The 12,310-nt window shown below is 72.4% G+C and carries 13 protein-coding genes; 9 read left to right on the forward strand and 4 right to left on the reverse strand.

Annotation, left to right across the window (positions count from 1 at the left end):
- Nucleotides 1–128 precede the first annotated feature (128 nt).
- Together ABD973_RS09965 and ABD973_RS09970 are read left to right on the forward strand one after the other, a co-directional pair.
- Nucleotides 129–719, forward strand: coding sequence for a peptidoglycan recognition protein family protein (locus ABD973_RS09965; protein ID WP_125602908.1), 591 nt, complete (start codon nucleotides 129–131; stop codon nucleotides 717–719).
- A gap of 52 nt (nucleotides 720–771) precedes the next feature.
- The gene (locus ABD973_RS09970) at nucleotides 772–1,665 is read left to right on the forward strand and encodes a 1-aminocyclopropane-1-carboxylate deaminase/D-cysteine desulfhydrase (RefSeq protein ID WP_125822463.1); all 894 of its coding nucleotides are present in this window, start codon (nucleotides 772–774) and stop codon (nucleotides 1,663–1,665) included.
- Between the two features lie 18 nt (nucleotides 1,666–1,683).
- Here ABD973_RS09970 and ABD973_RS09975 read toward each other — a convergent pair whose 3' ends face one another.
- On the reverse strand, nucleotides 1,684–3,267 hold the full coding sequence (locus ABD973_RS09975) for a Na+/H+ antiporter (protein WP_125604347.1): 1,584 nt from the start codon (nucleotides 3,265–3,267) through the stop codon (nucleotides 1,684–1,686).
- 65 nt (nucleotides 3,268–3,332) lie between these two features.
- Between ABD973_RS09975 and ABD973_RS09980 the strand changes: the two genes are divergently transcribed.
- From ABD973_RS09980 to ABD973_RS09990, 3 genes are all read left to right on the forward strand, one after another.
- The gene (locus ABD973_RS09980; protein WP_125604345.1) at nucleotides 3,333–3,593 is read left to right on the forward strand and encodes a UBP-type zinc finger domain-containing protein; all 261 of its coding nucleotides are present in this window, start codon (nucleotides 3,333–3,335) and stop codon (nucleotides 3,591–3,593) included.
- A gap of 256 nt (nucleotides 3,594–3,849) precedes the next feature.
- On the forward strand, nucleotides 3,850–4,263 hold the full coding sequence (locus ABD973_RS09985; protein WP_007266463.1) for an ATP-binding protein: 414 nt from the start codon (nucleotides 3,850–3,852) through the stop codon (nucleotides 4,261–4,263).
- A gap of 17 nt (nucleotides 4,264–4,280) precedes the next feature.
- Nucleotides 4,281–5,258 (forward strand): RNA polymerase sigma factor SigF, encoded by a 978-nt coding sequence (locus ABD973_RS09990; protein WP_386382351.1) that lies wholly within the window; start codon nucleotides 4,281–4,283, stop codon nucleotides 5,256–5,258.
- A gap of 37 nt (nucleotides 5,259–5,295) precedes the next feature.
- On the opposite strand, the gene ABD973_RS09995 is transcribed toward ABD973_RS09990, so the two are convergent.
- Nucleotides 5,296–5,739 (reverse strand): hypothetical protein, encoded by a 444-nt coding sequence (locus ABD973_RS09995; RefSeq protein WP_125822461.1) that lies wholly within the window; start codon nucleotides 5,737–5,739, stop codon nucleotides 5,296–5,298.
- Between the two features lie 84 nt (nucleotides 5,740–5,823).
- Here ABD973_RS09995 and ABD973_RS10000 point away from each other — a divergent pair, with 84 nt between their 5' ends.
- Together ABD973_RS10000 and ABD973_RS10005 are read left to right on the forward strand one after the other, a co-directional pair.
- A complete protein-coding gene (locus ABD973_RS10000; protein ID WP_125594271.1) occupies nucleotides 5,824–6,789 on the forward strand; it encodes a diacylglycerol/lipid kinase family protein in 966 nt (321 codons plus the stop codon).
- Between the two features lie 320 nt (nucleotides 6,790–7,109).
- Nucleotides 7,110–7,367: a WhiB family transcriptional regulator gene (locus ABD973_RS10005; protein ID WP_004937597.1), complete on the forward strand. Its 258-nt coding sequence runs from the start codon at nucleotides 7,110–7,112 to the stop codon at nucleotides 7,365–7,367.
- Nucleotides 7,368–7,535: 168 nt separating this feature from the next.
- Here the strand turns inward: ABD973_RS10005 and ABD973_RS10010 are convergent, their stop codons facing one another.
- Both ABD973_RS10010 and ABD973_RS10015 read right to left on the reverse strand, forming a co-directional pair.
- Nucleotides 7,536–9,005 (reverse strand): sensor histidine kinase, encoded by a 1,470-nt coding sequence (locus ABD973_RS10010; RefSeq protein WP_125594272.1) that lies wholly within the window; start codon nucleotides 9,003–9,005, stop codon nucleotides 7,536–7,538.
- Nucleotides 9,006–9,431: 426 nt separating this feature from the next.
- A complete protein-coding gene (locus ABD973_RS10015; RefSeq protein WP_164720956.1) occupies nucleotides 9,432–10,055 on the reverse strand; it encodes a TetR/AcrR family transcriptional regulator in 624 nt (207 codons plus the stop codon).
- 85 nt (nucleotides 10,056–10,140) lie between these two features.
- Between ABD973_RS10015 and ABD973_RS10020 the strand changes: the two genes are divergently transcribed.
- Entirely contained in the window at nucleotides 10,141–10,902 is a 762-nt protein-coding gene (locus tag ABD973_RS10020) for an SDR family oxidoreductase (protein ID WP_125822459.1), read from the forward strand.
- Nucleotides 10,903–11,454: 552 nt separating this feature from the next.
- Nucleotides 11,455–12,240: a glucosamine-6-phosphate deaminase gene (nagB, locus tag ABD973_RS10025; protein WP_125594275.1), complete on the forward strand. Its 786-nt coding sequence runs from the start codon at nucleotides 11,455–11,457 to the stop codon at nucleotides 12,238–12,240.
- Nucleotides 12,241–12,310: the final 70 nt, after the last annotated feature.

Consider the following 12,310-nt stretch of genomic DNA (forward strand, 5'->3'; position numbering starts at 1 on the left):
CCGGCCCGCACCGGCGTGGCACGCGGTCCCGCGCGACGACTGGCCGAAATACGCCCTATCCCCGGAAGACCCGCCTCCACTACACCGTTAAGTAACCGGACGAACACATACGGTGAAAGGAGGCGGCCATGTCCGCACCCATGTCCGCTGACCGGTTCATCCAGGCGCTGCGCGCCGAAGGCCTGACCGTCGTGGAGGTAGGCGCCTGGCGCACCCGCAACCGCAACCACAAGGGCCCCTGGGGGCCGGTACACGGGGTGATGATCCACCACACCGTCACGCACGGCACCGCGTACACCGTCCAGCTCTGCCGCGACGGCGACTCCGCCCTGCCCGGCCCCCTCTGCCACGGCGTCATCGCCAAGGACGGCCGGGTCCACCTCGTCGGCTACGGCCGCACCAACCACGCCGGCGCGGGCGACTCCGACGTCCTGGCGGCCGTGATCGCCGAGAAGCGGCTGCCGCCCGACCACCACGCCGACACCGACGGAAACCGGTACTTCTACGGCTTCGAGTGCGAGAACCTCGGCGACGGCGAGGACCCCTGGCCGCCCGCCCAGCTCGACGCCATCGCCCGCGCGGCCGCCGCCGTCTGCCGGGTCCACGGCTGGGGCGCCCGCTCGGTCATCGGCCACCGCGAATGGCAGCCCGGCAAGGTCGACCCCAGGGGCTTCACCATGGACTGGCTGCGCGACCGCGTCGCCGACCGCCTCAAGTGACCGCGGCCCCACCACCCCTGCCCCGCCCCGCACCCGGCCCGACAATGGACGGGTGACCCACCCCGAACTGCGCCCCCGCCCGCCGTCCCCCCTCGTCGAGGCGGCCGACGAACGCTTCGCCGCGTACGGGGTACGGCTCCTGCTCAAGCGGGACGACCTGGTCCACCCGGAGCTGCCCGGCAACAAATGGCGCAAGCTCGCGCCGAACCTCCGGGCAGCGCTGGAAACGGGCCACGACCGGCTCGCCACCTTCGGCGGCGCCTACTCCAACCACCTCCGGGCCACCGCGGCCGCCGGCCGGCTGCTCGGCCTGGAGACGGTCGGCATCGTCCGGGGCGACGAGCTGGCCGGGCGCCCCCTCAACGACTCCCTGGCCCGCTGCGCCGCCGACGGCATGCGGCTGCACTTCGCCACCCGCTCCGAGTACCGCCGCAAGGCCGACCCGGACACCCGGGACCGCCTGCTGGCCGCCGCCGGGGCCGCGGGGGCGTACGTGGTCCCCGAGGGCGGCAGCAACGCCCTCGCCCTCCTGGGCTGCGCGGAACTGGGCCGCGAGCTGCGCGGGGCGTCCGACGTGGTGGCGGTGGCCTGCGGTACGGGCGGCACCCTGGCCGGACTCGCGGCCGGACTCGCCCCCGGCCAGCGGGCCCTGGGCGTACCGGTCCTGGCCGGGGGCTTCCTCGGCGCGGAGATACGTTCCCTCCAGGCGGCCGCCTTCGGCGGCCCGGCCGGCGACTGGACCCTGGCGGAGGGCTTCGACCACGGGGGCTACGCCCGCGTCCCGGCCGCCCTCGACGCGTTCGCGGCCGACTTCGGGGCCCGGCACGGGCTCCCGGTGGAGCGGATCTACGTCGCGAAGCTCCTCTGGGCCCTGCACGCCCTCACCGCCGCCGGCTCCTTCCCCCGGGGCACGACCCTGACCGCCGTCATCACGGGCCACCCGTAGCCCCCGCCGGGGCGGGAATCAGCCCGACTCCTCCCGGTAGGCCGCGGCCTCCTCCAGGTCCAGGCGGCGCAGCAGCGCGCGGAGCATCTCGTCGTCGATGCGGCGGCGGTCGCGCAGGGAGACGAAGACCTCCCGCTCGGCCGCGATCATCTCCCGGGCCAGCCGCCGGTACACGTCGTCCGCCGACTCCCCCGTCACCGGGTTGACCTCGCCCAGCCGCTCCCAGACCGCGTTGCGGCGCCGCTCCAGGACCGTCCGCAGCCGGTCCGCCAGCGGCGGCGGCAGGGTGTCGTTCTCCGGCCGCTCCAGCAGCTCCGTCAGCCGCTCCTCCGCCGCCCGCGAGGCCTCGCTCTGCGCCTGCGCCTCCGCGAGGGTCTCCGCCTGCACGTCCCGCGGCGGCAGCTTCAGCACCCTGATCAGGGGCGGCAGGGTCAGGCCCTGGACGACCAGGGTGCCGATGACGGTCGTGAAGGTGAGGAACAGGATCAGGTTGCGGTGCGGCACCTCCATCGGCACGGAGAACGCGATGGCCAGCGAGACGACACCGCGCATCCCGGCCCATCCGACGACCGTCGGGGACTTCCAGTCCGTCTCCGGCTCCCGGTGCCGGATCCGCTCCGACACCCACCTCGGCACGAAGGTCGCCGGGAACACCCACACGAAGCGCGCCGCCACCACCGCGAGGAACACCGCGACGGCGTACCAGGCCGCGACCACCCCCTCGTACTCCCCCAGCCCCTTGAGGACCACCGGCAGCTGGAGCCCGATCAGCGCGAAGACCACCGACTCCAGCACGAAGGCGACCACCTTCCACACGGCCTCCTCCTGGAGCCGCGTCGCGAAGTCGACCTGCCAGTTGCGGTGGCCCAGGTACAGCCCGACGACCACCACGGCCAGCACCCCCGACGCGTGCACCCGCTCCGCCGCCGCGTACGCCACGAACGGGATCAGCAGCGACAGGGTGTTCTGCAGTAGCGGCTCCCGCAGCCGCTTGCGCAGCCAGTGGATGGGGACCATCAGCAGCAGGCCCACCCCGACCCCGCCGACCGACGCCAGCAGGAACTCCGCGACCCCGCCCGCCCAGCCGGCGCTGACGCCGATCGCCGCGGCCAGCGCCACGTTGTAGGCGGTGATGGCGGTGGCGTCGTTCACCAGGGACTCGCCCTGCAGGATCGTCGTGATCCGGTTCGGCAGCCCCAGCCGCCGCGCGATGGCCGTCGCCGCCACCGCGTCCGGCGGCGCGACGACCGCGCCCAGCACCAGTGCCACGGGCAGCGACAGGCCCGGCACCAGCAGGTAGGCCACGTAGCCGACGGCGAGCGTGGCGAAGAGCACGTAGCCCACCGACAGCAGCGCGATCGGCCGTACGTTGGCCCGCAGGTCCAGGTACGAGCTGTCCACCGCCGCCGTGTGCAGCAGCGGCGGGAGCAGCAGCGGCAGCACGATGTGCGGGTCGAGGGCGTACGAGGGCACCCCCGGCACGTAGGCTGCGATCAGGCCCGCGGCGACCAGCAGCAGCGGGGCCGGTACGGGCGTGCGCCGGGCGACACCCGCCACGGCGGCGCTCCCGGCGATCAGCGCCACCAGCGGCAATACCTCCATCGAAGATCCATCCCCATCCGTCGTCACCGTCGTCGCGCCCGCACCCCGGCCGTAACCTGGCCATCATGAGCGAGTGCACCCACGTTGCCGAACTGCCGCGCCCCGAGCCGGTCCCGCATGCGTTGACCTGCCCCGAATGTGAAGTCCTCGGCAGCCATCCGGTACAGCTGCGCATGTGCCTCGGCTGCGGGTTCGTGGGGTGCTGCGACTCCTCCCCGCACCGGCACGCCACCGCGCACCACCGGGAGAGCGGCCACCCGGTGATGCGGAGCTTCGAACCGGGCGAAACTTGGCGCTGGTGTTTCGTCGACGGTTCCATCGTCTGAGGACCGGCCTTCGACCGGGAAAGGCCGAAGGTTCGATCCGCGGCAGCGGGGTAGGTCAAACCTCCGCCGGTTCCCCCGAATTGGGCCCGCAGACCCCTAGCCACTGTGCGTACTCGTGGATTTACCATCAGTCACCGCACATGGCGGGGTCGGCCCGGTCGCTCCCAGCGGGCGCCATGAGGGGTGCCGCGACACGATCGCCCGGATCGCGATAGCGTCACCGGCGAACAGAGCTCGTACCACCTTGGAGGTGAGGGTGTCCCAGATCGCAGGCGAACCCGGGACCCAGGACTTCGTGGAAGTCCGGCTGCCGGCTGCGGGTGCCTACCTGTCGGTGCTGCGCACGGCCACGGCCGGTCTCGCGGCACGTTTGGACTTCACCCTCGACGAGATCGAGGACCTCCGCATCGCGGTGGACGAGGCCTGCGCGATCCTGCTCCAGCAGGCCGTGCCGGGCTCCGTCCTCAGCTGCGTCTTCCGGCTGATCGACGATTCGCTGGAAGTGACCGTCTCCGCCCCGACCACGGACGGGCGGGCGCCGGAGCGCGACACGTTCGCGTGGACGGTCCTGTCGGCCCTGGCCGGCAAGGTCGAGGCGACGGTCGAGGACAACAAGACAGTGAGCATCAGCCTCTACAAACAGCGCGGCGCGGGGCCAGGCCCGGCGTGAGCGGCGGGGAGATCCCGGTGCGGGGCGGGGATCGGCCCCGGGTGAGGCACGAGGTCGACGGCGGCATCCCGGAGCAGCAGCACGCCCGGCCGCACCCGGCTGACGCGGATGCGGAAGACGGCTTTTTGGACTCGGCGGAGCGACGGGCGGGCCCTATGAGCGAGAACCAGCACGACCAACCACAGCCCCCGGAGGCAGCGGCCCCGGAGGTACCGGAGGCGCCTGTGGCGCTGCCGGATCCGCGGGACCGCAGCGGCGCGCGGGCCCTGTTCTTCGAGCTGCGCCGGCTGCCCGAGGGATCACCCGAGCGGGCGGAGCTGCGCAACCGGCTGGTGCGGATGCACCTGCCGCTGGTCGAGCACCTGGCGCGGCGGTTCCGCAACCGCGGCGAGCCGCTGGACGACCTGACCCAGGTCGCCACCATCGGCCTGATCAAGTCGGTGGACCGGTTCGACCCCGACCGCGGGGTCGAGTTCTCCACGTACGCCACCCCCACCGTGGTGGGCGAGATCAAGCGGCACTTCCGCGACAAGGGCTGGGCGGTACGCGTGCCCCGGCGGCTGCAGGAGCTGCGGCTCTCGCTGACCACGGCCACGGCGGAGCTGTCCCAGCAGCACGGCCGGTCCCCGACGGTGCACGAGCTGGCCGAGCGGCTGGGGATCTCCGAGGAGGAGGTGCTGGAGGGGCTGGAGTCGGCCAATGCCTACAGCACGCTCTCCCTGGACGTGCCGGACACCGACGACGAGTCGCCGGCGGTCGCGGACACCCTCGGCTCTGAGGACGAGGCGCTGGAGGGCGTCGAGTACCGGGAGTCCCTCAAACCACTGCTGGAGGGACTGCCGCCGCGGGAGAAGCGGATCCTGCTGCTGCGCTTCTTCGGCAACATGACCCAGTCGCAGATCGCGCAGGAGGTCGGCATCTCGCAGATGCACGTGTCCCGGCTGCTGGCCCGCACCCTGGCCCAGCTCCGGGAGAAGCTCCTGGTCGAGGAGTAGGCGCAGACGGAAGAGGGCCCGGCGGCCGCCGGGCCCGCTAGCGGGCCCGGCCGCCCGGGCCGATGCCCAGGGCCTCGGTCGCCGTCGGGTTCACCAGCAGCGCGGCGACGGCCACCGCGGCCAGGGCCAGGGCCACGGCGGCCGCGGTCATCGCCCCGCCGGTGGTCCACAGGGTCCAGGCCACCGGCAGTGCCATCAGCTGGGTGATCAGCGCGGGCCCGCGGCTCCAGCGGCGGCCCAGGCGCAGCCCGCGCGCCGCGACCAGCGGGAGCGCGGCGAGGGCGAGCAGGGTGATTCCGCCGGTCTCGGCCTGCTGCGGGGAGTCGGGGTCCCCGGCGATGCCGACGAACAGCATGTAGACGCCGAGCCCGGCCAGGGCCAGGCCCTCCAGCGCGGTCAGCGCGGCGGCGGCGGTCAGCCGGCCCGGCAGCGCTGCGGGCTCGGGGGCGGCGGGGGCTTGGGGGGTCGGCTTCTTGCTCACCCCAGCAGGGTAGCCGCGCGCCTGGGCACCCGGACGGTACGGCCGGTATGGGCCGCATATGGAGGGGTGGGTACTCTGGCGACCATGCGTGCTCTTCTCGTGGCCAACCCTGCAGCGACGACCACCAGTGCGCGCACGCGCGACGTCCTGACCCACGCCCTGGCCAGCGAGATGAAGCTGGAGGCGGTGACCACCGAGTACCGGGGGCACGCCCGCGACCTGGGGCGCAGGGCCGCGCGGGAGGGTGTCGACCTGGTGGTGGCGCTCGGCGGCGACGGCACCGTCAACGAGGTGGTCAACGGACTGCTGCACGAGGGGCCCGACCCGGAGGGGCTGCCGGGGCTGGCCGTGGTCCCGGGCGGTTCCACGAACGTGTTCGCCCGCGCGCTCGGGCTGCCGAACGACTCGGTCGAGGCCACGGGCGCCCTGCTGGACGCGCTGCGGGAGAAACGCCGGCGGACGGTCGGGCTGGGACTGGCGTCCGGCGTCCCGGGGACCGAGGACGAGTCGGTGCCGGAGCGCTGGTTCACGTTCTGCGCCGGCTTCGGATTCGACGCCGGCGTGGTGGGACGGGTCGAGCAGCAGCGCGAGCGCGGCAAGCGGTCCACCCACGCGCTGTACGTGCGGCAGCTGATGCGCCAGTTCTGGGAGGAGCCCAACCGGCGGCACGGCACGATCACGCTGGAGCAGCCCGGCGCGGATCCGGTGACGGACCTGGTGCTGTCGATAGTCTGCAACACCTCGCCCTGGACGTATCTGGGGAACAAGCCCCTTTACGCCTCTCCGGAGGCGTCCTTCGATACCGCACTTGACGTACTGGCGCTCGACCGTTTGTCAACTCCGGCCGTGGCCCGGTACGCGACACAGCTCCTGACCTCGACTCCTGAGCGGGGCCCGCACGGCAAGCACGCGGTGTCTCTGCACGATCTGACGGACTTCACCTTGCATTCGAAGGTTCCGCTCCCATTCCAGATGGACGGAGATCACCTCGGACTGCGCACCAGCGTTCGGTTCACAGGCGTACGCCGTGCACTGCGTGTGATTGTGTGAGTGGAAGGGCCCAAAGTCCTTTCAGTCGAACGTTTACACGCCAGTCCACCCCCAGGAACTAGGGCTGTGACCTAGTAGACACCGACGAATCCAAAAAAACTTTCCGGAAGGGGTTGTATCCCCGTCCGAGGTTTGCGAATCTCTACATGGCGATCGGGACAGCCCGCAGAACCCGGCACCCACACAGAGCGCCAGAACCCCACCACGAATCTTCGGACCGCACCAGGCAACTGGGCGTCGGCCCTTCCCTCACGGGGGGATTCGTGAAAGCGTTCACATTCACAAGCAACCTGCCCGCAATACAAGGAGATGGAGCAGCCATGGACTGGCGTCACAACGCCGTTTGCCGCGAGGAAGACCCGGAACTCTTCTTCCCCATCGGCAACACCGGTCCTGCGCTGCTGCAGATCGAGGAAGCCAAGGCCGTCTGCCGCCGCTGCCCCGTGATGGAGCAGTGCCTGCAGTGGGCGCTCGAGTCCGGCCAGGACTCCGGCGTCTGGGGCGGTCTCAGCGAGGACGAGCGCCGCGCCATGAAGCGCCGCGCCGCTCGCAATCGGGCGCGTAACGCCACCGCCTGACATCGACTTTCGAGCCTCGAGCCGCAGCGCGTAGTACCTCACAAAGCGCTCAGCAACGTGCTCTTGAGCCCCGGACCGGGAACCACCGGTCCGGGGCTCAGTGCTGTGCGGGCACGGTACGGCCGGACGGCCCGTCACTCTCGGTGACGGGCCGTCCGGCCGTCCGTCCTACTTCTGCGGGCTGGCGGGTACGTCGAGGACGACCCGGGTGCCGCGCGGCTCGGCCCGGACCATGTCGAAGGTGCCGCCGAGTTCGCCCTCCACGAGGGTCCGGACGATCTGCAGCCCGAGGTTGCCGGCCCGCTGGGGGTCGAAGCCCTCGGGCAGGCCGCAGCCGTCGTCGACGACGGTGATCAGCAGCCGGGAGTCGGTGCGGCCGCTGCCGGAGCGACTGGCCGACACCTCCACGGTGCCGCCCTCCCCGTGCGTGAAGGCGTGTTCCAGGGCGTTCTGGAGGATCTCGGTCAGCACCATCGACAGCGGAGTGGCGACCTCGGCGTCCAGGATCCCGAACCGGCCGAGGCGCCGGCACTCCACCCGGCCGGGCGAGATCTCGGCGACCATCGCGATCACCCGGTCGGCGATCTCGTCGAACTCGACCCGCTCGTCGAGGTTCTGGGAAAGGGTCTCGTGCACGATCGCGATCGAACCGACGCGGCGCACCGCCTCGTTGAGCGCCTCGCGCGCCTGGGGCGAATCCATGCGCCGGCCCTGGAGCCGCAAGAGGGCGGCCACGGTCTGGAGGTTGTTCTTCACCCGGTGGTGGATCTCCCGGATGGTGGCGTCCTTGGTGATCAGTTCACGTTCGCGACGGCGCAGTTCGGTGACGTCGCGGCACAGGACGAGGGAGCCGATGCGGGTCCCCTTGGGCTTGAGCGGGATGGCGCGCAGCTGGATGACGCCGCCGTTGCCCTCGACCTCGGTCTCGCGCGGCGCCCAGCCGCTGGCGAGCTTGACGAGGGCCTCGTCCACCGGGCCCCGGGAGGGGGCGAGTTCGGCGGTGGTGGTGCCCAGGTGCTGGCCGACGAGGTCGGCTGCGAGGCCGAGGCGGTGGTAGGCGGAGAGCGCGTTCGGGGACGCGTACGTCACCACGCCGTCGGCGTCGAGGCGGATCAGACCGTCGCCGACGCGCGGGGAGGCGTCCATGTCGACCTGCTGCCCCGGAAAGGGGAAGGCGCCGGCGGCGATCATCTGGGCGAGGTCGGAGGCGGACTGGAGGTAGGTCAGCTCCAGCCGGCTCGGTGTACGCACAGTGAGCAGGTTGGTGTTGCGCGCGATCACGCCGAGGACGCGCCCCTCTCGGCGGACGGGGATCGACTCGACGCGGACCGGCACCTCCTCGCGCCACTCCGGGTCGCCCTCGCGCACGATGCGGCCCTCGTCGAGGGCGGCGTCGAGCAGCGGGCGGCGGCCGCGCGGGACCAGGTGGCCGACCATGTCGTCCTGGTAGGAGGTGGGGCCGGTGTTGGGCCGCATCTGCGCCACGGAGACGTAGCGGGTGCCGTCGAGGGTGGGGACCCAGAGCACGAGGTCGGCGAAGGAGAGGTCGGAGAGCAGCTGCCACTCCGAGACCAGCAGGTGCAGCCACTCCAGCTCGGTTTCACTGAGAGCGGTGTGCTGGCGTACGAGGTCGTTCATGGAGGGCACCTTGCGAGCGTACCCCGGGTACGAGGATGACTTTCCCCACCACGAATACTCAGGAGTATCCAGGAGGGGCAGACTCCGCGTACTGTTGGAGGAAGTGACGGGTCAGTAGTCCCCGCACTTGGATGGACAGGACAGATTGGTCTAGTCCACAATTGGGTTTCACGCTTCCGCCCTCCCCGCACAGGAGGACGGATCGAGGTGGCCGCGCGTTCTGCCCTGACCGCGCGGGTTCACCTCCCCAACGGCCGCCGGGCACCGCACACCCTACGGCCGTGAGTACTCCGGGCTACGGTGCCGGGTGGGTTGAGGGTCCCGCCCTGCACCGTGGCCCAGAGGAAATCGCCTCTCGTGCGGATTTCCCCCGGCGGAATTCCCCGCGCGGATTCCGGTTTCCGGTTACCGGACGCCCATTACCCGTTACCCGCCACCCGGCTCCTCGCCCGTCGCCTGGCGCGGCCAGGCCAGCAGCGCCCGCTCCGCGACGGCCTCCAGCTCCTCCCGGCTCGCCCCGTCGCGCGACTGCTGCGACATCCCCTGGAGCACCGCCCCGGCGAAGCGGGCCAGCGCCCGCGCGTCCGTACCGGGCGGCAGCTCGCCGCTCGCGATGTCGGCCCTGATGCGGCTCTCGAACAGGTCCAGGTTGGCGTTGCGGCGCTCGCGCAGGGCCTCGGCCACCTCCTCCGAGGTGGTGTTGGCGGCCGCGCTGATCACCATGCAGCCCGGCGGGTGGGCGGGGTCGGTGTAGATCTCGGCGGCCTCGCGCAGGATGCGGCCGATGGCCGCGGCGGCGGTGGGCTCCTCGGCGAGCGCCACGCTCGCGAAGTCCCCGTACCGGCTGCCGTAGACCACCACGACCTCGTCGAAGAGCTTGCGCTTGTCGCCGAAGGCGGCGTAGAGGCTGGGCGCGCCGATGCCCAGGTTGCGGGTCAGGTCCGCGATGGACGTGGTCTCGTAGCCCTGCTCCCAGAAGGTGAGCATCGCCTTGTCGAGGGCGGCGGCCCGGTCGAAGGAGCGGGGCCTGCCGCGCTGTCCTGTCACCATGGGCGTCATTCTATAGCGGCCGCTATGGAATCTGGTACGGTCCCTTTCTGTAGCGACCGTTAGCGAATCAGGGAGGGGGCGCGTCATGGGCGTGCTCAAGGGGAAGACGGCACTGGTCACGGGCGGCGGCCGGGGCATCGGCAGGGCCGTCGCCGAACGGCTGGCGCGGGACGGGGCGCTGGTCGCGGTGCACTACGGGCACAACGAGGCGGCCGCGAAGGAGACCGTCGCGGCGATCGAGGCGGCCGGGGGCCGCGCCTTCGCCCTCGGGGCGGAGCTGGGGGTGCCGGGCGACGCGCAGGCGCTGTGGGCCGCGTACGAGGCCCACCCCGCGCACACCGCGCGGGTGGACGTCCTGGTGAACAACGCCGGGGCGGCGGCCTTCGCGGGCATCGGGGACACGGACGAGGAGACCTACGAGCGGGTGCAGGCCCTCAACGCACGGGCCCCGTTCTTCGTGATCAAGCACGGGCTGGAGCGGCTGGCGGACGGGGGCCGGATCGTGAACGTGACCGGCACCCCGGACATCGCCCTGCCGGCGATCCTGGCCACGGTCATGGCCAAGGGCGCGGTGAACGCGCTGACGGTGTCCCTGGCCGCCGCGCTCGCGCCGCGCGGTATCACGGTGAACTCGGTGGGCCCCGGCATCACGGAGACCGACCTCAACGCGGCCTGGCTGGCCGACCCGGCGGCCCGGGCGCACGCCGCGTCCCGGTCGGTCTTCAACCGGGTGGGCACGCCGGAGGAGGTCGCGGACGTGGTGGCCTTCCTGGCCTCCCCCGACTCCCGCTGGGTCACCGGCCAGCACCTCTCCGCCACGGGCGGCCTGCAACTGGCCCTGCTGTAGCCCCCGGGGGCGGGGCGGGGGTGCCTGCGGCGCCACTCCCCGCCCCACCCTTCGCCCGTTCCCGCCGGCGGGGCTGTATGCAGCCCCGCCTGGGGGCACCTCCCAGCGGTAGCTGGGGGAGTTCGAGCCGCGGGTCCGGGCGGAGCCCCGGTTCTTCAGCCCCGCCTGGGGGCACCTCCCAGCGGTAGCTGGGGGAGTTCGAGCCGCGGGTCCGGGCGGAGCCCCGGTTCTTCAGCCCCGCCTGGGGGCACCTCCCAGCGGTAGCTGGGGGAGTTCGAGCCGCGGGTCCGGGCGGAGCCCCGGTTCTTCAGCCCCGCCTGGGGGCACCTCCCAGCGGTAGCTGGGGGAGTTTGAGGCGCGGGTCCGGGCGGAGCCCGGGGAACGGGCGAAGGGCGGGTAGGGGACCAGCCCCGCGCAGCGGCACCGCAGGCCGGGCGGGAGGCCGGGGATGGCGGGACGATGGATGTGCCGGAGGTCCGCCGCGGGCGGGCCCGCTCTGCTAGATTGGTCTATACCACAACCCCGCACACCACTCAGATCGGCAGGCCCAGCGTGGAAGTTGTCATCGTCCCGGACGCCACGGCAGGCGGCGAGCTCATCGCGGAGGCCATGGCCGCCCTGCTCCGCCGCAAGCCCGACGCCCTGCTCGGCGTGGCGACCGGCTCTACCCCGCTGCCCATCTACGAAGCCCTCGCGGCGAAGGTCCGGGCCGGCGAGGCCGACGCCTCCGCGGCCCGGATCTGCCAGCTCGACGAGTACGTCGGCCTGCCGGCCGGGCACCCGGAGTCCTACCGCGCCGTGGTGCTCCGCGAGGTCGTCGAGCCCCTCGGCCTGACCGAGGCCTCCTTCATGGGCCCCGACGGCTCCGCCGAGGACGTCCAGGCCGCCTGCGAGGCGTACGACGCGGCCCTCGCCGCCGCCGGCGGGGTGGACCTCCAGCTGCTGGGCATCGGCACCGACGGGCACATCGGCTTCAACGAGCCCTGCTCCTCGCTGGCCTCCCGCACCCGCATCAAGACGCTGACGGAGCAGACCCGCGTGGACAACGCGCGCTTCTTCGACGACGACATCGACCAGGTGCCGCACCACGTCATCACCCAGGGCATAGGCACCATCCTCGACGCCCGCCACCTGGTCCTGCTGGCCACCGGCGAGGGCAAGGCCGAGGCCGTCGCGCAGACCGTCGAGGGCCCGCTGTCCGCGCTGGTGCCGGCCTCTGCGCTGCAGCTGCACCGGCACGCGACCGTCGTCGTGGACGAGGCGGCCGCCTCCAAGCTGAAGCTGGCCGACTACTTCCGCCAGACCTACGCCGCCAAGCCGTCCTGGCAGGGTCTGTAACCCCGGACACCGGGCGAACGAGAAGGCCGGGCCCCCCTCCACGGGGGCCCGGCCTTCTCGTGTCCCGGGC

It is taken from the genome of Streptomyces racemochromogenes (assembly GCF_039535215.1).
Lineage (GTDB): Bacteria > Actinomycetota > Actinomycetes > Streptomycetales > Streptomycetaceae > Streptomyces > Streptomyces racemochromogenes.